General features: G+C 72.0%; 14 protein-coding genes and 1 pseudogene. 7 read left to right on the top strand and 8 right to left on the bottom strand.

Translation table 11 applies throughout. The features are described from left to right. Window positions 1-16 precede the first annotated feature (16 nt). The 3 genes from V2S66_RS26995 to V2S66_RS27005 form a co-directional block, all read right to left on the bottom strand. Window positions 17-1,447 carry a glycoside hydrolase family protein gene (locus V2S66_RS26995; protein ID WP_330799300.1) on the bottom strand — a complete coding sequence of 477 codons (1,431 nt, stop codon included), beginning with the start codon at window positions 1,445-1,447 and terminating at the stop codon, window positions 17-19. Between the two features lie 231 nt (window positions 1,448-1,678). Next, the gene (locus V2S66_RS27000) at window positions 1,679-2,356 is read right to left on the bottom strand and encodes an NUDIX domain-containing protein (protein WP_330799301.1); all 678 of its coding nucleotides are present in this window, start codon (window positions 2,354-2,356) and stop codon (window positions 1,679-1,681) included. Further along, window positions 2,353-2,736, bottom strand: a complete 384-nt coding sequence (locus V2S66_RS27005) for a DUF4406 domain-containing protein (RefSeq protein ID WP_330799302.1) — start codon at window positions 2,734-2,736, stop codon at window positions 2,353-2,355. The genes V2S66_RS27000 and V2S66_RS27005 overlap by 4 nt, the downstream gene beginning before the upstream one ends. Window positions 2,737-2,784: 48 nt before the next feature. Here V2S66_RS27005 and V2S66_RS27010 point away from each other — a divergent pair, with 48 nt between their 5' ends. Then, window positions 2,785-3,543: a DeoR/GlpR family DNA-binding transcription regulator gene (locus V2S66_RS27010; RefSeq protein ID WP_330799303.1), complete on the top strand. Its 759-nt coding sequence runs from the start codon at window positions 2,785-2,787 to the stop codon at window positions 3,541-3,543. Between the two features lie 208 nt (window positions 3,544-3,751). Beyond that, the gene (locus V2S66_RS27015) at window positions 3,752-5,266 is read left to right on the top strand and encodes a cryptochrome/photolyase family protein (RefSeq protein WP_330799304.1); all 1,515 of its coding nucleotides are present in this window, start codon (window positions 3,752-3,754) and stop codon (window positions 5,264-5,266) included. Between the two features lie 295 nt (window positions 5,267-5,561). Here the strand turns inward: V2S66_RS27015 and V2S66_RS27020 are convergent, their stop codons facing one another. From V2S66_RS27020 to V2S66_RS27030, 3 genes are all read right to left on the bottom strand, one after another. Continuing rightward, entirely contained in the window at window positions 5,562-6,155 is a 594-nt protein-coding gene (locus V2S66_RS27020; RefSeq protein WP_330799305.1) for a hypothetical protein, read from the bottom strand. Between the two features lie 508 nt (window positions 6,156-6,663). After that, window positions 6,664-7,458, bottom strand: a complete 795-nt coding sequence (locus V2S66_RS27025; RefSeq protein ID WP_330799306.1) for a phosphotransferase — start codon at window positions 7,456-7,458, stop codon at window positions 6,664-6,666. 182 nt (window positions 7,459-7,640) lie between these two features. Next, window positions 7,641-8,099 (bottom strand): MarR family winged helix-turn-helix transcriptional regulator, encoded by a 459-nt coding sequence (locus tag V2S66_RS27030; protein WP_330799307.1) that lies wholly within the window; start codon window positions 8,097-8,099, stop codon window positions 7,641-7,643. Between the two features lie 69 nt (window positions 8,100-8,168). Between V2S66_RS27030 and V2S66_RS27035 the strand changes: the two genes are divergently transcribed. Continuing rightward, window positions 8,169-9,242, top strand: a complete 1,074-nt coding sequence (locus V2S66_RS27035; protein ID WP_330799308.1) for an amidohydrolase family protein — start codon at window positions 8,169-8,171, stop codon at window positions 9,240-9,242. 199 nt (window positions 9,243-9,441) lie between these two features. Here V2S66_RS27035 and V2S66_RS27040 read toward each other — a convergent pair whose 3' ends face one another. After that, window positions 9,442-10,323, bottom strand: coding sequence for a LysR family transcriptional regulator (locus V2S66_RS27040; RefSeq protein WP_330799309.1), 882 nt, complete (start codon window positions 10,321-10,323; stop codon window positions 9,442-9,444). An 86-nt stretch (window positions 10,324-10,409) separates the two neighbouring features. Here V2S66_RS27040 and V2S66_RS27045 point away from each other — a divergent pair, with 86 nt between their 5' ends. Together V2S66_RS27045 and V2S66_RS27050 are read left to right on the top strand one after the other, a co-directional pair. Next, a complete protein-coding gene (locus V2S66_RS27045; protein WP_330799310.1) occupies window positions 10,410-11,003 on the top strand; it encodes a nuclear transport factor 2 family protein in 594 nt (197 codons plus the stop codon). Window positions 11,004-11,011: 8 nt separating this feature from the next. Continuing rightward, the gene (locus tag V2S66_RS27050; RefSeq protein WP_330799311.1) at window positions 11,012-12,007 is read left to right on the top strand and encodes an amidohydrolase family protein; all 996 of its coding nucleotides are present in this window, start codon (window positions 11,012-11,014) and stop codon (window positions 12,005-12,007) included. A gap of 101 nt (window positions 12,008-12,108) precedes the next feature. Here V2S66_RS27050 and V2S66_RS27055 read toward each other — a convergent pair whose 3' ends face one another. Next, window positions 12,109-16,212: a S53 family peptidase gene (locus V2S66_RS27055; protein ID WP_330799313.1), complete on the bottom strand. Its 4,104-nt coding sequence runs from the start codon at window positions 16,210-16,212 to the stop codon at window positions 12,109-12,111. A 197-nt stretch (window positions 16,213-16,409) separates the two neighbouring features. Here V2S66_RS27055 and V2S66_RS27060 point away from each other — a divergent pair, with 197 nt between their 5' ends. Continuing rightward, window positions 16,410-17,402 carry a helix-turn-helix domain-containing protein gene (locus tag V2S66_RS27060; protein WP_330799314.1) on the top strand — a complete coding sequence of 331 codons (993 nt, stop codon included), beginning with the start codon at window positions 16,410-16,412 and terminating at the stop codon, window positions 17,400-17,402. Window positions 17,403-17,766: 364 nt separating this feature from the next. Beyond that, window positions 17,767-17,955, top strand: a pseudogene (locus V2S66_RS27065) (alkyl sulfatase C-terminal domain-containing protein); the annotation flags it as partial. Window positions 17,956-18,049: the final 94 nt, after the last annotated feature.

Below are 18,049 nucleotides of genomic sequence, written 5' to 3' on the forward strand. Positions count from 1 at the left end.
CGGTGCGGGTGCGGGACTACCCGGGGCCGGTGGGCCGTAGCACCTGGAGGTCCTTGACGGTGGCGACGCCCTCACCGGCGAAGACGCCGAGCCCGTTGTGGGTGCGGTCGTACAGACGCGTGCTGAGGCACACCTGGCGGTCCAGCACGATGACCGCGATGTCGTCCTCGACGATCACTTCGAGGGTGTGCGACTCACCGCCGAGATCGGCGGGACGTTCGAGTTCGATCTGGTGGGGCACGTCACCGGAGATCTGCCACTGCGCGTCTCCCGTGGACCTGCGCGGCCAGCGGTCGAGGACCAGGCGGCCGCGCTTGGGCTCCAGCCGGACCCGGTAGCCGCGGTCGCCGTCCGGGCTCGCGTGCAGCAGCAGGCCGCACTCGGTGGTGCCGGGCTCGATGGCGACGTCGAGACGCACGTAGTACCGGGACGGCAGCGGTTCGGCCCCGATCACGTCGGCGTAACCGTCCGGCGCCTTGAGCACGGTCGGCGCCAGGCCGACGGGGACGTCCTGGTCGAAAACGGCCGTGATCTCCTGCGGGACGCGGAATCCCAGTGTCCCGTCCGGGTTCTGCACCGCTTCCAGGAGCGACATCGTGCCCGCCCACTGCCAGGCGCCATCGTCGCTTCCGCCCTCGCGGGTCGCGATCCACCCCGCGAAGATCCGGCGACCGCCCAGCTCCGCCGATTTCGCCGCGTAGAAGGCCCGCCCGTCCAGCGTGTCCCGCTCCGGGACGAGCCACGGCCCCTCGGGACTCCTGGCCATCCGGTAGCGGGTGGTGAAGGACTCGGAGAACTCGGAGTAGACCAGGTACCACCAGTCGCCGAGCGCGAAGACCTCCGGGCACTCGTGGGCGACGTAACGGCGCGGGTCCCAGAAGGCGTCAGCGGCGGCCCAGGTCACCAGGTCGGCGGACACGCACTGGGCGATGACGCCGCGGCGGCGCTCAGGACCGGAGCCGTGCCGGGCCGCGATCAGCATCCGCCACAGGCCGGCCCGCTCGTCGCGGAAGACGAACGGGTCGCGCCAGTCCGCGGTCTCATGGCCCGCGGTGGCCCCGAAGGTGTGCTCGGGGTGCTTCACCCATGACCGCATGCCGTCCGTGCTCGTGGCATGCGCCACCAACTGCAGCGGCAGCCCGTCCTCCCCCACCACCCCGGGGTTCTGAGCGGTGTAGAAGAGGTGCTGGACCCCGTCCGCGTCGCGGACGACGCTGCCGGTGTAGGCGTTGAAGTCGGCATCGGCCGCGCCGCCGTGCGCCAGGCTCACGCCGTGGTCGGTCAGGTGCACCAGATCCCGCGTGGTGGCCAGCGCCCACGGAGTTCCCGGCTTGGGCGTCTGCCGCCGTTCGTGCAGGTAGAAGAGCCAGAGCTCTCCGTCGTGCACGAACGGAATGACATCCCCCACCCAGCCGTCGGCTGGCTGGAAGAACACGCGGTGCTGCACGGCAACCTCCTGGTCAAACGTTTGATCAGGGAGGAGCGTACGAACGCCGGCCGTATTGGTCAAGCGTTTGCGCAGAATCGTTCACGCCCACCGGGCAGGCCGCGTTCCTTCGCCCCGGGCGGCAGCGCGTCCCTGCCTGCGGACCGTTGAGCGGGAGCCGTGGCGGCGGGTCGAGCCGGATCGGCGGCACCGCTGTGCGGCCGGGGCGACACCGCGGGTGGGGCGGTGCTGTCAGCGGCCGCCGGGCGTGGGGGCGAAGGGTCCGTCCAGGGCTGCCCATTGCAGAAGCAGGATGGTCTTGCCGTCGGCGACGCGTCCGTCGCGGGTCATGGCGAGGGCCTCGGCGAAGGGCAGTTCGAGGACCTCGATGTCCTCGCCGTCCTCCTCGAGTCCGCCGCCGGCCCCGGTCCGGTCGGCCGGAGTGTAGGGGGCGGCGAAGAAGTGGAGGCGTTCGGTGACGGAGCCGGGGCTCATGTAGGCGTCGAGGACGCGGGTGAGCGGGCCGAGGGTGACGCCGAGCTCCTCGGCGCTCTCGCGGCGGACGGCAGCCGCCGGGTCGTCCGTGTCGAGCAGCCCGGCGGCCGCTTCGATGAGCATGCCGTCGGGGTGGTCGTTGACGTAGGCCGGGTAACGGAACTGGCGGATGAGCAGGACGCAGCCGCGTTCGGTGTCGTAGGGCAGGACGACGGCGCCATCGCCGCGGTCGTAGGTCTCGCGCTGCTGGGTCTCCCAACGGCCGTCGCGGCGGCGGTAGTCGAAGGTGGTGCGACGCAGGACGTGCCAGCCCTGGGAGGTGAGCTCGACGTCACGGATCCGGACGTCGGGGTTGCGGTCGAGGCCGCGCCCGGCCTGGTCGAGGCCGGTGCGGTCGCGGTGGTCGGGGGTGTCGATCCCGGGGCGGCTCGTCACGCGCTCTCCCGCGGGGTGCGGCGGGGGATCTCGGCCGCGTCGTGGTAGACGGGCAGGCCGCGGCGGCGGGCGGTGGCGACATCCTGGTCGGCCCCGGTGGAGTCGCCGGGCAGGCGCAGCACGGCGTCGCAGTGCGCGAGCAGGCGTTCGGCCGCCGGGTAGAGCACCTGATCGGCGAGGGGGTCGGTGGGGCCCGCGCCGGCGGAGCGCAGGACGGGCAGGGCGATCCATTCTCCGATCACGGGGAGGTGGCCGGCGGCGAAGACGGGCCAGGCGGCGGCTTCGAGGCGGGCGAGGTGGGCGGCCATGGCCTGCGGGTCGCCCTGGGTGCCGGAGCGATAGGGGCCGGCGATCAGGATGAGCATGGGCTTGTCGGTCACAGGCGCTACAGTACATGCAGAAACGTGCAAGAACAGGAGAGAGTGCGAATGCTGGCTGCTGAACGGCGCGACCACCTGCTCGGTCTGCTGGCCCGCGAGGGCAAGGTCGTCGCCAAGGACGTCGCCGCGGACCTGGGGATCTCCGAGGACAGCGTGCGGCGCGACCTGCGCGATCTTGCCGCCGAAGGACTCTGCCAGCGGGTCTACGGCGGCGCGTTGCCTGTCTCGCCGGCCGTGGTGGGCTACGCCGCCCGGCAGAGCGTGGCCCCTGACGGCAAGCGCAGGGTCGACTCGGCGGCCGCCGCTCTGGTGCGGCCTGGCGGCACGCTGATCCTCGACGGCGGCACCACCGCCCTCGCTGTCGCCCAGGCGCTCCCGCAGGACCTGGCCTGCACCGTGATCACCCACAGCCCGACGGTCGCCTCGGCCCTCCTCGACCATCCGCTGGCGGAACTCTTCCTGCTCGGAGGCCGCATCTTCAAGCACTCGGCGGTCGCCTGCGGCGCGGCCGCGGTCGAGGCCGCGCAGAACATCTCCGCCGACCTCTGCCTGCTCGGCGTCACCGGCGTGCACCCCGAAGCGGGACTGACCACCGCGGACGCCGAGGAGGCCGCGATGAAGCGCGCCCTGTCCGCACGCGCCGCCGACACCTACATCCTCGCGTCCTCCGAGAAGATCGGCACCGCTTCACGGTTCCGCGTCCTGCCCTGGGAGAAGGTCAGCGGGCTGGTCACCGACGCCGACCCCCACGACGCGGTCGTCGAGCAACTCAAGGCGCTCGGCCTGGAAGTCCTGCCGGCCGACTGACGGCCACGGCCGACACGGCATCGCGGACCGGCAGGCGCCACGAACCCGACGGCGCGGCCCCCGGGCCGAAGGCCGGCCGCACGCGTCGCCGACCGCCTCGGCGCGCCACCCCGGTCCTGCCGGGTGCCGCCCCTAGCCTGGGGGACGCCGCCGGACGGCTACGCGGCGGAACGACGCCGTCCCGGGCCCGCTACCGGCAGGAGGTCCCATGGCGCCTCGCACGCACTGGCTGTTCGGCGACCAACTCGGTCCGCACTTCGTCGACCCGCGGCACGGCGGACCCGACCACGACGCTCCGGTGGTCATGATCGAGGCGCGTTCCGTCCTGCGCCGCAGGCGCTTCCACCGCGCGAAGGCGCATCTGGTGCTGTCCGCGATGCGGCACCGCGCGGCCGCGTTGGGAGACCGGGTCCGGTATGTGCGCGCCGAGACCTACGCGGAGGGGCTGGCGGAGGTGCTCGGCCGCGGCAAGGACCGGGTGACGGTCTGTCATCCGACCTCGCGCGCGGCGCTGGGCCTGGTGACGTCGATGGAGCGGGTCGACGTACTGCCCGCGAAGGGCTTTCTGGTGCCGCGCGCCGAGTTCGCGCGGTGGGCGGACGGGCACGGCGGCGCGCTGCGGATGGAGACGTTCTACCGGTGGGTCCGCACGCGCCACGAGCTGCTCATGGACGGAGCGGAACCGGCCGGAGGCCGGTGGAACCTCGACCATGACAACCGTGAGCCGCCGCCGCGCGACACCGCGACCCTGGGCGCGGCGGAGGTGTGGCGCCCCGCGGAGGACGAGATCGACGCGGAGGTGCGCCATGACCTCGACCGCTGGGAGCGCGACGGGGACGTGTCCTTCGTGGGCCGTGACGGCCCACGCGGATTTCCCGCCGACCGACGGGAGGCGCTGAGCGCACTGCGCCGCTTCGTCGGCCACCGGCTCGCCGATTTCGGGCGCTACGAGGACGCCATGCTCGCCGCCGATCCGGTGATGAGCCACAGCCTGCTGTCGAGTGCGCTCAATCTCGGGCTGCTGGACCCCTCCGAGTGCGTGGAGCGGGCCGAACGGGCGTGGCGTGACGGCCAGGCACCGCTGAACAGCGTCGAAGGCTTCGTACGGCAAATCGCGGGCTGGCGCGAGTACGTGTGGCATCTGTACTGGCGCTTCGGCGAGGAGTACCGGAGCCGCAACGCGCTGGGCCACCACGAGCCGCTGCCGGACTGGTTCCTGGAGCTGGACGCCGACGCGGTCACGGCCAACTGCCTGTCCACCGTGCTGGCCCAGGTCCGCGACACCGGCTGGACCCACCACATCCCCCGGCTGATGGTGCTCGGCAGCCGGGCGCTCCAGGACGGCTGGGACCCGGCAGCGGTCACCGACTGGTTCCACCGCTGCTTCGTCGACGGCTACGACTGGGTGATGCTCCCGAACGTCGTGGGGATGTCGCAGTACGCCGACGGCGGCATGATGACCACCAAGCCGTACACCTCCGGCGGCGCGTACATCAACAAGATGAGCGACCTGTGCGCTCCCTGCGCCTACCGGCCCACCGATCGCGTGGGCGAGCGCGCGTGCCCCTACAGCACCGGCTACTGGGCCTTCCTGCACCGCCACCGGGAGGAACTCGCCGGCAACCACCGGATGGCCCGTGCCGTCCAGGGCCTGGACCGACTGAAGGATCTGCCTGAACTCCTGGAGCAGGCCGCCTCACGTAGCGGTGGACAGGCTCCCTGAAACCCTGCTCCCCGGCAGCCGGGTCTGCGGGGCTTCGATCCGCGGTGGGCGCGTGACGCCTCCGCCGAAGGGGCTCGGCGCCTTCCGGGCCACCGACGGGAGGTGCCGGGCCCGGCGCTTCCGCGGGCCCGGCACCTCCTTCGGCTCCTCGACGGCGCCGGGGTTCAGCGAGAAACCGGAGCACGGCCGCGGCGGTGGAACGCCGAGCTGACCGTGGTGCTCGTGGAGGGCGCCGGAGCGGGTGCGGTCGCCGACGTTGACCGCAGCGGCCGTGCGTCACTCCGGATGGAGGCGGTCACGCGTGCGGGATGACGAAGTTGAAGCCCTGGGCGCTGTGCGCTCCGCCCGCGGCGCAGTGGCCGTTGTCCGGGTAGCCGTAGAAGAACAGCACAAAGCACTTCTGGCAGAAGCGCCAGTTGCTCTGGCTGGTGGGTGTGGCCGCGACATCGTGCGGCAGGACGAAGACGAAGCCCTGCTCGGTGTGCCCCGCGCCCGCGGGGCAGGGACCAGGGCCGTAGTACTCGAAGTGCATGGAGTAGCACTTGGGACAGAACCGCCAGTAGGACTGGGCCGTCGGGGTCTCCGGTCCGCCGTAGGGGACGATGAAGTTGTACCCCTGGGCGCTGTGCGCACCACCGGCGGGACAGCGGCCGTTGTCCGCGTAGCCGTAGAAGAACATGGTGTAGCACTTCGGGCAGAACCGCCAGTTGCTCTGGGCCGTTCCCGCCGCTGGGGCGATCGGGGCCGCCTGTGCCCGGCCGGGGACCGCGGCGGCGAGGCCCACGAGCCCCGCTGCGACGCCCGCGCCTCTCGCGAGGAGTGCTCTTCGTCCCGGCGACTCCGCGTGGTGCGCGGGCGGTTCGCTATCGCGCTGGTGCAGTCTCTTCAACGGATCTCTCCTCGCTGAGTGGGTTCTCCTGACAGGTGTTCCGGTCGGACGGGTCCCCTGGTGCCTGGTGCCTGGTGCGGCGATGCCCGCGCCGACAGCCTGAGGACGGGGGCGACGCACTGCTTCCGCCGCCCGGCCGCACGTCCGTGCCGTGAGCGGCGAACGGGTCCAGGGCGATGGAGTGGATGCCGAGCGGCGCATGGGATGTCGAAGCGGGCGCGGGCCGTCGCCGTCGGCCGCCTCGATTCCCGCGCCGCTGGGTTCGCCTTCGGAGATCCCTTCCGACGGACCACCGGAACGTGCGTACGGGAGCGCACCTTCATTATGCGGGCGGCCCTGCCATTCGACTCCGGGCTTTCACGGCACATATACGGCCGTTGTACGCCCGCGAACGAGCGGGGCCTTCAGGGGCGGCTGGCCCAGGCCCGCGCCCTCGCGGTGGTCGCAGCCGTCGATGGGAGTGGTGGGTGGGGCGGGCGGTGTGGCTGGAAGGTGGGCACCGTCAGACTCAGACAGCCACCGGCCCGGCGAGGAGCGCCCGGAACCGCCGGTTGTTCGGCTGCGCCCCCGCCGAGCCCACCCGGGCGTGCCATGCACTGCAGGTGGCCGCCACGAACGCCTCGACCGCCACGGGGTCCGCGTCCCGCCACGACGCGAACCCGCCCGCCCACTCCAGGGCGGCGTCCGCCGCCCAGCCGTTCTCCATCAGCCGCACCGCCGTGAACGCCACATCCACCCAGGCCGGTCCCGCCGCGGGCATCGCCCAATCCACCAGGTGCACGCGACCGGTGGCGCCGTCGACCAGAAGGTTGTGCGAGCTGATGTCGGTGTGCAGCAGCGCGTTGCCCGCCAGCAGCAGCCGGCCCGCCCCGTCCACGTGCCCGTCCAGCCGGTCGGCGAAGGGCGGCGCGAGACCGTCGGCGGACAGCGCCTCCATCTCGTGCAACAGTCCTGCGACCAGGTCGACATGGGGTGAGCCGGGGGCGAGGTCGGCATGCCGGCCGTCGACGTATTCGAAGATCAGCACGTCCCAGCCCGCGACCGCGACCCGGCCCAGCAGCAGCGGCCCGATCCCCGCGACCCTGCCGTTGACGGCGGCCTCGAAGTCCTGCGCGACCGTCGCGTCCAGATCGGTGACGGGCACACCCTTGACGAACACGCGGCCGTCCGGCGTCGACAGCACCGCCGCCAGCCGGCACGTCAGCCCGTGCTCCACATCGACCACGCCCGTCACGGCCCCGACACGGGCCCCCACGGAGACACGCACCGCGACGGGCAGATCGAACCACTCGACACGGGACACGCGGCCTCCTCGATGCGGACGCCGGTAGCCTGCCCGCCCCGAGGGCGGCCACGCCACCGAGTCGCACCGCTCCTACGGCAGCGGGCCTCTCCGCTCCCTCCCGGCCGTTCGTGCGCGGCACATCGGCAGCCGGCCGGGACTCTCGCGAAGGCGCAGGAGGGCAGCGCCAGGCGCCGGCGCCGTCAGACAGCGGCGAGGACTGATCGCAGGTGGTGGAGGGCGTCCTGCAGGGTCGCAGCCGGCACCGCGGCGAGTGCGCGCTGAAGGGCCGCCTCCGCCGCGGTGGTCGCGGCTCCGGCGGCGGCGACTCCTGCTGGGGTCAGTCGGACGTTGTGGCTGCGTCCGTCCGCGGGGTCGGGGATACGGGAGATCAGTCCGCGTGTGTCGAGGCGGCGCAGGACGTTGCTCAGGCCGCCGGTGGTGAGCAGCAGGCGGGCGGACAGTTCCTTCGGCCGCTGCTGGTAGGGCGCGCCGATGGAGCGAAGAGCCGCGAGGACGTCGAGTTCCGCGGCCGTGAGGCGCTGGGCGGCCAGGCTGGGACCGATGGCCTGTTCGAGGACGGTCTGCAGACGTACCACGTGCTGGGAGAACGCCAGGGCCAGGTGCGCTTCGCTGGGTTCGGTCGCTCGGTCGGCCGTCATGCCTTCACCTTAGCGGAGGAAGCTTTGATGATAGCTTTCAGGAAAGGCATCTGAGAGGACTCCCCCATCATGGCGACAGTCACCGCGTTCGAAGACGTCCGTGTGTTCACGGGCGAGGGCCTGACCGCCCCCCGCACGGTCCACCTCCGGGGGGCGGAGATCGCGAGCGCGGACGGGGGGACGCCGGACCAGGTGGTCGACTGTTCGGGCAAGGTGTTGCTGCCGGGGCTGATCGACGCGCACATCCACGTCCTCGGCCGCTCCGACCTGGAGACGCTGGCGCACTGGGGTGTGACCACCGGGCTGGACATGGCGGCCTGGCCGCGCTCGCTCGTCGCCGAGATGCGCGCGCAGAAGGGCGTGACGCAGATTCTCAGCGCGACGACCCCGGCGGTGGGCCGCGGGGGCAACCATGCCAAGATGCCCGGCTTCCCGGCCGACGGCATCGTCACCGACCCACAGGAGGCGCGCGCGTTCGTGGAGCGGCGGGTGGCCGACGGCGCCGACTACATCAAGATCGTCACCGAGGCCGCGCCGCCGGCCGGCATGGACCAGGAGAGTGTGGACGCGGTCGTCGCCGCTGCGCACGAACACGGGCTGCTGGTCGTGGCGCACTCGATCACCACCGGCGCTTTCCACGTCGCCGTCGAGGCCGGTGTCGACATCAGTACGCACACGCCCGTGGACGCCGTCCTGGACGAGGCGACGGTCCAGCGGATGCTGGCCGAGGGCATGATCTGCTCACCCACCCTCACGATGATGCGCGGCATCGCCTCCGTGAGAGCCGCTGCCGGGCTCCGGTACGAGCACGCCCGCGACACGGTGACCCGGTTCCACCGGGCCGGCATCCGGATCCTGGTCGGCACCGACGCGAACTCCGCCCAGGGCGTCCCGTTCGCTCCCCGGCACGGCGAGTCCCTGCACGACGAGCTGGAGAACCTGGTCGAGGCCGGCCTCACTCCTGTCGAGGTGCTCCGTGCGGCCACCAGCCTCACGGCGGAGACGTTCGGCCTCAAGGACCGCGGCGAGATCCAGCCGGGCAAGCGGGCCGACCTGCTGCTGGTCGACGGCGACCCGACCCGGGACATCTCCGCGACCCGCGACATCGCGGGGGTGTGGATCGCCGGAGAGCGCGTCCGATGAGGACCAGCCGCGCGCCTCGCATACGCGCCCTTCCCGCCTCCGTTCCGGCCCCCCCCGCGCCCGCAAGCCGGGCGCACCAGCGCCGGTGAGGCACCGCTGGACCACCCTCGGGGAGCGGCAGGCGAACGCCGTCTTCCTGACGGCAGCGGCAGAGGAGCCGTGGGTGCGGGATCACGCTGCCGGGATCCCGCTGCCCGGATCACGGTGCGGGGACCCCGGTGAGGTAGGCGCGGACCGCTCCGGACGTCTCGTCCTGGCGGCTGATGACCAGCAGGTCGGGTCCTGGCGGCGCTCCGTGCAGGGGCCGGTAGGTCAGGCCCGGCAGGGCGATGCGCCCGGTCGCGGTGGGGACGAAGGCCACGCCCACACCGGCCAGCGCCAGGGCGAGCACGCCCAGGGTGCTGCCGCCCAGGCGGACCCGGCTTCGGTCCTCCTCGGCGGCGGCCGGCCAGAGCCGGGACAGGACGGTCTGGTCCTCCTCGCCGCTCGCGAAGACGATGAGGTCGTGGTCGGCCAGGGCGGCCGTGGTCACCACGGCCGCTGATGCCAGCTCGTGGTCGGAGCGCAGGGCGACCGACAGCGGAGTGGGCGCACGTTGGGTGACACGCAGTCCGCCGGTGTCGTCGAGGCCCAGGTCGGGGCAGTAGCCGAGGTCGAGCACGCCGTCGCGCACCGCCTGGATCTGGGCGACGGGCGGAAGCTCGGTCAGGGTGAGGCCGACCCGGGCGTGTGCCCGGCTGAAGTCGCGCAGGTCCTCGGAGAGGACGCCCTGGAGGACGGCGACGCCGGAGAAGCCGATCCGCACCTCCCCGGTCTTGCCGTGGACCGACTCCCTGGCCACCAGCAGGGCCCGGTCGGCCTGCGCCACGGCGCGGCGGGCCTCGGGGAGCAGCAGCCCGCCCGCCTCGGTCAGCTCGACGCGTCGGCTGGTGCGGGTGAACAGGCGCCCGCCGACCTCCCTTTCCAGGGCCTGCACCTGGGAGCTCAGGGTGGATTGGGTGACGTGCAACGACGCAGCGGCCCGGCCGAAATGCCGCTCCTCGGCGACGGCGACAAAATAGCGTAGATGCCGCAGCTCCATCGCCGCTCCTCTCTCATCGTTCCGATCGATTGATTCATCGTATCTCTCGGTTGGACCTATCGATTATCGCGGCGAATACTGACACCATGGACGCGACACTTCAGGACCGACAGGACATCGCCGACCTCATGACCGGGTGGATCCACCGGGACCTGGGGGAATGGGACCGCCTGAAGGCCCTCTTCCACCCGGACAGCCGGATCGAGATCACCTGGTTCGAGGGGCCGGCGTACGAGTTCGTCGACGCCTCCGCCCGGATGGGCGCCTCCGCCTTCCGCACCAAGCACCTGATCACCGCGCCCGTGGTGGCCTTCTCCGCCGACGGCACCCGCGCCGTCAGCGAGACCAACGCCGTCATCATCGGCGAGAACGTCGACCTGCGCCTCGGCTGCAACGGCCACAACCGCTTCATCGACCGGCTGGAGAAGCGGGACGGGGTGTGGGGCATCGCCGACCGCAAGAGCGTCTACGACTTCGGCACCTTCACCTACCCCGCCGGCATCGTCGACGTCGACGCGGAGGCGGTCACCCGCCACCCCCGCGAGTACGCGGCCCTCGCCTACCTGCTGGAGGCCAGCGGCTTCCCCGTGAGCCGGACCTTCGCGACCAGGGGAAGCGACCTGGAACACGACATCAAGGAGTCCGCCTTCGCCTGGCTCGGCGAGAAGTCGGACAAGTGAGGAACACCATGAAGCTGATCACCATCGAGGAGCACACCCTGCACGCCGGCGTGGCCAGGGCCTCCGCCGGCCGGACGGCCGAGATCAGTCCCGGCTTCGGCGCGTCCTACGCCCCGGCGAGCGGCCTGCCCTACAGCCCGTCCGCCGAGGTCCTGGAGGACCTGGACGAGGGCCGGCTCGCCGCCATGGACGCCGACGGCATCGACATGCAGGTCCTCTCCAACCTCACCACCCAGTACCTGCCCGCCGATGTCGCCCCGGAGTTGGTCCGCGACGTCAACGACCGCCTCGCGGCGGCCTGCACGCGGCACCCCGACCGCTTCGCCGCCTTCGCGTCGGTGCCCACCACCGCGCCCGAGCACGCCCCCGATGAACTCCGGCGTGCCGTCCAGGAGCTGGGCCTGGTCGGCACCCTGATCCACGGCCGCACCGACGACGAGTTCCTCTCCGCCGAGCGCTTCGACCCGATCCTGCGCACCGCCGCCGAGCTGCGCGTTCCGATCTACCTGCACCCTGCCCCGCCGACGCGCGTCAGCGCCGCCGACAGCTACGAGGCCGGGCTGGAGGAGGTCGTCGCCACCCGGTTCGCGACCGCGGCGTGGGGCTGGCACAACGAGTCCGGCGTCCACTTCATCCACCTGGTGCTCAGCGGCGTCTTCGACCGCTACCCCGAGCTGCAGTTCATCCTCGGCCACTGGGGCGAGGCCGTGCCCTGGTACCTCGACCGCCTCGACGAAGCGCTGCCGCGCAAGGCCACCGGCCTGGACCGCACCATCGGCGACTACGTCCGCCAGAACGCCTACTACACCCCCAGCGGCATGTTCACCACCCCCCACCTGCGCTTCTGCACCGACCTCCTCGGCACCGACCGCATGATCTACTCGGTGGACTACCCGTTCGTCGGCAACGCCGGAGCCCGGGAATTCCTGGCCGGCTCCGGACTCACCGAAAGTGCCCAGCGCGACATCGCCCACCGCAACGCCGAACGCCTCCTGCACCTCTGAACCGCACCGCACGGGTACGCGAGGGTCGGCTCGTGGAGGCGCGGGCAGCGACCGGGGCCGCCGCTGAGCGACAGCGGCGGCCCCGGGATCCTGCGGGGGTTCTACTTCATGGCCGCGAGGGCGGTGTCCACGCCGGCGAGAGCGGAGCCCAGGCCGGTGACGGTGTCGTAGCCGGGGGCGGCGGTGCACTCGGTGCCGCAGGCTCCGTTGGAACCGGTGGTGACGTCGTTGAGCTTGCTGCCGAGGGCGTAGACGTCGGTGTGGGCGGTGTCGCCGCTCTTGCCGGCGACCGAGAGGTGCGCCTTCCCGGCGGTGGCGCGGAGCTGGTCGGCGTCGGCGATGAGGCCGGCCCAGGACGGGGCCGAGAGGCTGGTGCCACCGACCTGTATCCAGTAGTGCGCGCCCGCGATGGTGACGTAGACGGCGACGCCGGTGTTGGGGTCGGCGACGAAGCTGACGTCGGGGGTGGCCCGGTAGCCCGTGGACTGGACGCCCTTCTGGTAGGCGGGCTCCTTCTCGAAGTAGCTGAGTCCGCCGCCGGTGGAGGACCAGGCGGTCTCGCCCAGCGTGTGGCCGGTGGCGTCCAGTTTCATGGTGGTACCGCCGATGGCCAGCGTGTACGGGCTGGTGCTGGAGTAGCCGGCCGGGTAGCCGTCGTCGCCCGTGGACTGGGCGCAGACGGAGTCGGCGAGCTTGCAGTGGGCGTCGTAGAACGACTCCTCGGAGAACTCCGGCATTCCCCAGCTGTTGCTGATGACCGCCGGGTCCAGCGCTTCGGCCGCGTCAACGCCCCGGTAGAGGCCCTGCGCCGAGGCATCGGCAGCCTCGACCAGCACGATCTTCGCGTGCGGGGCCACCGCGTGGGCCCACTCGATGTCCAGCGCCGCCTCCTCGTTCCAGCCGCTGTCGCCGGCCGGCCGGGTGCCGGTGGCGTACTCCACCGAGAAGTCGGAGCAGTCGCCGGTGGCGTTCGCGCTGCCGCAGGTCTGCGGCAGGCCGAACTGGGTGGAGAAGGCGTTCAGGTCCGACTGCGCCGTCGGGTAGTCGTAGGCGTCGACGATGGCGACGGTCTGGCCGGTGCCGTCACCGGTCAGGCCCAGGCGTCCCTGGATCTGCTGCGGGGTGTAGCCGCGGATCGCAGCCGCGGCGTCGGTGCCGGCGGCGTCGGCCTTGACGGTGCCCGCCAGCTGCTTGGACCTGACCTCCAGCGAGGTGGTGGCGGTGCCGGTGCCCACGGTCCGATCCGCGACCGGGTCCGCGGTGGCGTCCGTGGCCGGGGTGGCCGCGGCAGCCGGGGGCGCGGCGACCGCCTTGCCGCTGCCGACGACCTCGTTGACGGTGACGCCGTGGTAGTAGCTGTCAAGGGCGAAGGAGTCGACGCCGAAGCCGCCGACGGAGACGGAAAGCGCGTAGGCGGTCCAGTCGTAGGGCAGGCCGACCAGCCGGGTCGCGCCGTCCTCGCCGGTGCCGATCGGAGTGACGGTGCCGGCGAACTCGGAGAACGTCTCGCTGTCGTCCCCCATGTAGGAGTCACCGTCCGGGGTGGTCAGCGGCAGGCTGTACTCCTCCAGGCCGCCCACGCCGGTGACGAGGGCGTCACTGCCGTCGGTGGTGGTGACGAAGGCGCCCTGCTGGCCGTCGGGGATGGTATGGGAGTCGTACGGTGCGGAGCCGTCCGCCGGGAAGTCGGTGATCTCGTACCAGTGCAGCTCCATCAGGCCGTACGCGGCCGAGGAGGTGAAGCCGTTGAAGGTCTGCGCGCCGTCGGAGAGGTGCGTGGTGACGACCTTTCCGGTGCGGCTGTCGAGGATCTGCACCTCGTGCTCCTCGCCGATCCGGCCCGCACCCCAGGCCAGGGCCACGCCGTGGCCGTCGGTGCCCGGGATGTCCGCGGCGGCGTAGACGCCGGCCTGCGCCTGGATCCAGGCTGCGTTGTCGACGCCGGGTCGCTCGGACCAGACCTCCTTGCCGGTGGCGGAGTTCAACGAGACAGCGGTCGGCGCCGGGTCGGTGGCGAGCTGGTCGAACCCGGCGGCGATGCCGCCGTACTCCAGGATCAGCCGACCGTCCACGTCCACCGCGGCGGTGGAGTACGCCACACGCTTGCCGACGGCGCCGCTGGGCCGGTAGGTCCACTTGGTGGTCCCGTCGGCTGTGTAGGCGGAGACGCCCGCGGTGCCGCTGGCGATGACCTCGCCCTTGGTGACGGCGGTGCCGTACTGGAAGGCGCCGGTGTTCACGTCGCTGTCGAGGCGGCCGCCGGTTTCCAGGACGGCGATGCCGTGCGAGGTGGCGGCGACGACGCGCTGCGCGGTGCGGCCGTGCCTGTCGGCGACCTGGGCCAGCTTCAGCTGGTGCACGGCGGCGCCGACCGGGGTGGTCCACAGGACGCGCGGGACGGCGCCCTTCAGGGTGCGGCCGTCCAGGGCGAAGACGCCGTGGCTCTGGCCGGCGACGACCAGGTCCTTCACGCCGTCGCCGTTGGCGTCCACGGAGACCGCGGCGTAGCTGTCGCCGAGCAGCGGCTCGGTGACGTCGGCGCCGGTGCGGCCGGACGAGAGGTAGGCGGTGAGGTCGTAACCGACCGTCAGGATGCCGCCCAGGTAGGGGGTGACCTGGTCGCCGACGTGGTCGCCGTCACGGCGCCACATGGCCCTGCCGTCGCTGCTGTCGAAGGCCAGCAGCTGGTTGTGGTAGATGCCCTCGGGGTTGTCGAGGGTCATCGCGGTGGCGTCGCTCACCGCGGCGTAGACCTCGCCGCCACCGCGCGGGTCGAAGGTGAGCGACAGAGTCGGGGCGTTGGCGTTGCCCACGGTGCTCACGGTCCGGTGGCTCCACAGCGTTCTGCCGCTGCTGCTCCAGCCGGAGATGGTGGACTGGCCGTCGCTGAGGTCGGCGTTGATGCCCAGTTCGGCCACGCCGATGGCGGCCTGGCTGCCGTGCGCGGTCGGGTTGAGGACGAACGCCTCGGGGATGGTGCCGTTGCGGGAGGTGATGACCGTGCGCTCGCCGCTGACGGAGTTGATCGCGGTCAGGTCCCAGCGCACGGCGTCGAGCGGATCGTTCTGCTCGGCGACCAGGATGTTCTGCGAGTCCGGCTGCTGGGCCATGAGACGCGGGTAGCCCGGGGTCTTCACGTCCACGTCGGCTTTGCCGGTGGCGGCGTCCACCACGAGCACGTGGCCGTCGGCGGGACGCGGGTTGCCGAGGCCCATCGGGGTGTCGGTCCAGCTGGTGACCAGCCGGCCGCCGCTGACGGCGGTCAGGTCTCCCCAGTTGGCCCAGGGGGCCCCGGTGGAGTACGTCCAGGCGGTGGTGCCGGTCAGCGTGCCGCCCTTGCCGGGAGCGAAGGAGTACGCCAGCAGCGAGGAGCGGCTGCTGCCCTGCGTGGCGACCGGGTTGTTGTTCCAGTCCGGGCCGGTGGCATCGGCGGCGAACAGCTTGCCGTTCTCGGTCAGGAGCGAGCCGACGGTGCCGGGCACCGCGGTGTGCCAGAGCATCCTGCCGGTGCGGCCGTCCAGGACGGAGATGAAGGTGCCGCTGGAGAGGTCCGTGCCGGGCGCGGTGAACGGCCGGTCGGGGCTGGCGCCCACGGAGTAGGCCACGGCGACGTCGGCGACGCCGTCGTGGTTGAGGTCGGCCTGCGCGTAGGGGTGGGCGCCGGTGGAACCGGGCTGGTACGGGTCGTAGCCCTCGTACATGACGGCTGTGAACGGCTCGTCCTGGTACCAGTTGGTGTTGGTGGCGTCCCAGTCCTTGTACAGCTGCTCACCGGTGGTGGTCCACACCGGTTTGCCTGCTGCGTCGTAGCGGGTCAGGCCGCCGCCGGAGAAGACGGAGACCCAGTCAGCCGTGCCGCCGAGCGCCAGCGTGGAGGCCGCGCCGCGGGCGGTCTGCCAACTGCTCACCTGGGTGACGCCGTTGGTGGTCGAGGGGGCGCCGGTTCCGGTGGAGCTGCTGTTCGCGCCGCTGGAGCTTCTGCTCGCGCCGTCGGCGTTGCTGGAGGCCACCGAGTCGGGTCCGGCGGTCTCGGCAGCAGCTGCCACCAGGCCGGGGGTGCCGTCGGCGCGGGGCGTGTACTTGGCACTCAGTTCGGCCAGTCTCGCGGCGGTCAGCCGCACGGGGCCCGAACCTCCCGTGTCCGCAGTGGCCATGGGCACCACGGCCATGGTCGCGGCCGTGGCCAGCACGGCGGTTGCGGCCACCGTGCGTATACCTCTCGATCGACGTCTTGTTGACGACACTTCCACTCCTTGTCACCACAGCGGGGGGGGTGCCCGTACCCTCGCAGATCCCACCCGGCCGTCGGCAGGATCGCCGGTGGCCTGCCCTGGCCACTGGCCGCATCCGGCCAACCGGTTATGCTCACTGAGTCGACCTATTTGTTTCTACTGTTGACAAATTGCTGGGGTGGCATCTGTTGCTGGAGTCGATCGGGATGGACGACGTGGCAGAGCGCGCCTATGACGTGCTCCTGTGCCAGGAGTCCTGCACTGCATCCTCGGTGGCCGCAGAACTGGGGATCTCGGCGCAGCGCACGCGTCAGGCGCTGGACGACCTGGTCGCCGCAGGCCTGGCCGCGCCGGGGTCCGGCTCTTCCCCTGGTTACGTGCCGGTCGACCCGCGGGTCGGCCTGTCCGCCCTGGTCCGCTCCCGGCAGGCCGAACTGGAACGAATCGCCTCCTCCGTCGAGACCTACGCCGGCCGGTACCACGAGCGCGACCTGCGGACCAATCCGCACCGATTGGTCGAAGTCATCGAAGGGGCGTCCCAGATCAGCCTCCGGGTCAGGGAGTTGATCGCCAGTGCGCAGACCGAGGTGATGGCGTTCGACGCCCCTCCGTACGTGGTCCCGCAGGGCAGCGCCGCCCAGTTCGAGACCCCGGTGCTGGCCCGCGGCATCCCCGTCCGAGCGATCTACGCCACCGAAGTCCTGGAGGTGCCGCCGCTCGCCGAGTCCCTGCAGGCCATGGTCGCCCTGGGCGAGCAGGCGAGGGTCGTGCCGAGAGTTCCGATGAAGATGGTGCTGGTGGACCGGTGCGATGCCATGCTGCCGCTGACCACGGGCGCGCAGGCGGCGCGCACCGCTGCCGTGTTCGTCCGCCGATCGGCGCTGTGTGACGCGCTGTTCCAGCTCTTCGAGGCCACCTGGGCGAGGGCCACCCCGGTTTTCGCCCACACCTTGCCGTCGGCCCCGCCCGGCGAGGTGTCGGACGAGGACCGTGCGCTGCTGCACCTCCTGAATGCCGGCCTCAAGGACGAGGCGATAGCGCGTCAGTTGGGGCTCAGCGGACGCACCCTGCGGCGCCGGGTCGCCGAGCTGACCCAGCGGATGGGGGCGACGAGCCGCTTCCAGGCGGGGGCACAGGCCATGCGCCGCCAATGGATCTACTGACCTGCGTCGGAGATTCGTCGCCTGCCCGACCATGAGTGGCGCTGGACGAGCGCGCGATGCTGGCCGCCCAGGTCGAGGACGGCCGGCGCACCAACGACGAATTCGCGGCCATGACAGGGGTGCTGCGCACCCTGTGCGGCTCGACCCTCGTGCGTCACCGCTGCCGCCGCCTGAGCCCGCAGGGCCGGCGAGGTGCCATCCCCCGAACAGACCACACGGGTGGCCCCCACCCCGCCGGCACGGAAGCGTGGCAGTTCCCGCGACCTGAGCGGGCCCCGTACCGGACGAGACTCACCGCGAGGGAGACCACCATGGCCGAGCCCACCGACCACCGGGCCGCCGAACCCGGTATACGACCCCCGAAGCGGCCCGGCCCGACACGGACATCGCCCTGAGCGAGGCCGACCTGCGGGCCGCCCTTGTCGGCGCCTACGACCTGGCCGACCTCGCCGCCCAGGGCCGGGCCGAGATCACCGGAGACGCCGGCGCGTTCACCGAACTCTTCGGCTACCTCGGCGACCCGGACCCGGACTTCGCCATCGTCACCCCCTGACCCGGGCTCTTGACCCTGAAGGGACTCGGCGCCCCCACCCCCACGAGGCGACAGGATTGGGGTCTGCGAAACGAGCGGTGTTACGGGCGCGGGC

The sequence above is a fragment of the Actinacidiphila polyblastidii genome (genome assembly GCF_036353415.1).
In the GTDB taxonomy this organism is placed as follows: Bacteria; Actinomycetota; Actinomycetes; order Streptomycetales; family Streptomycetaceae; genus Actinacidiphila; species Actinacidiphila polyblastidii.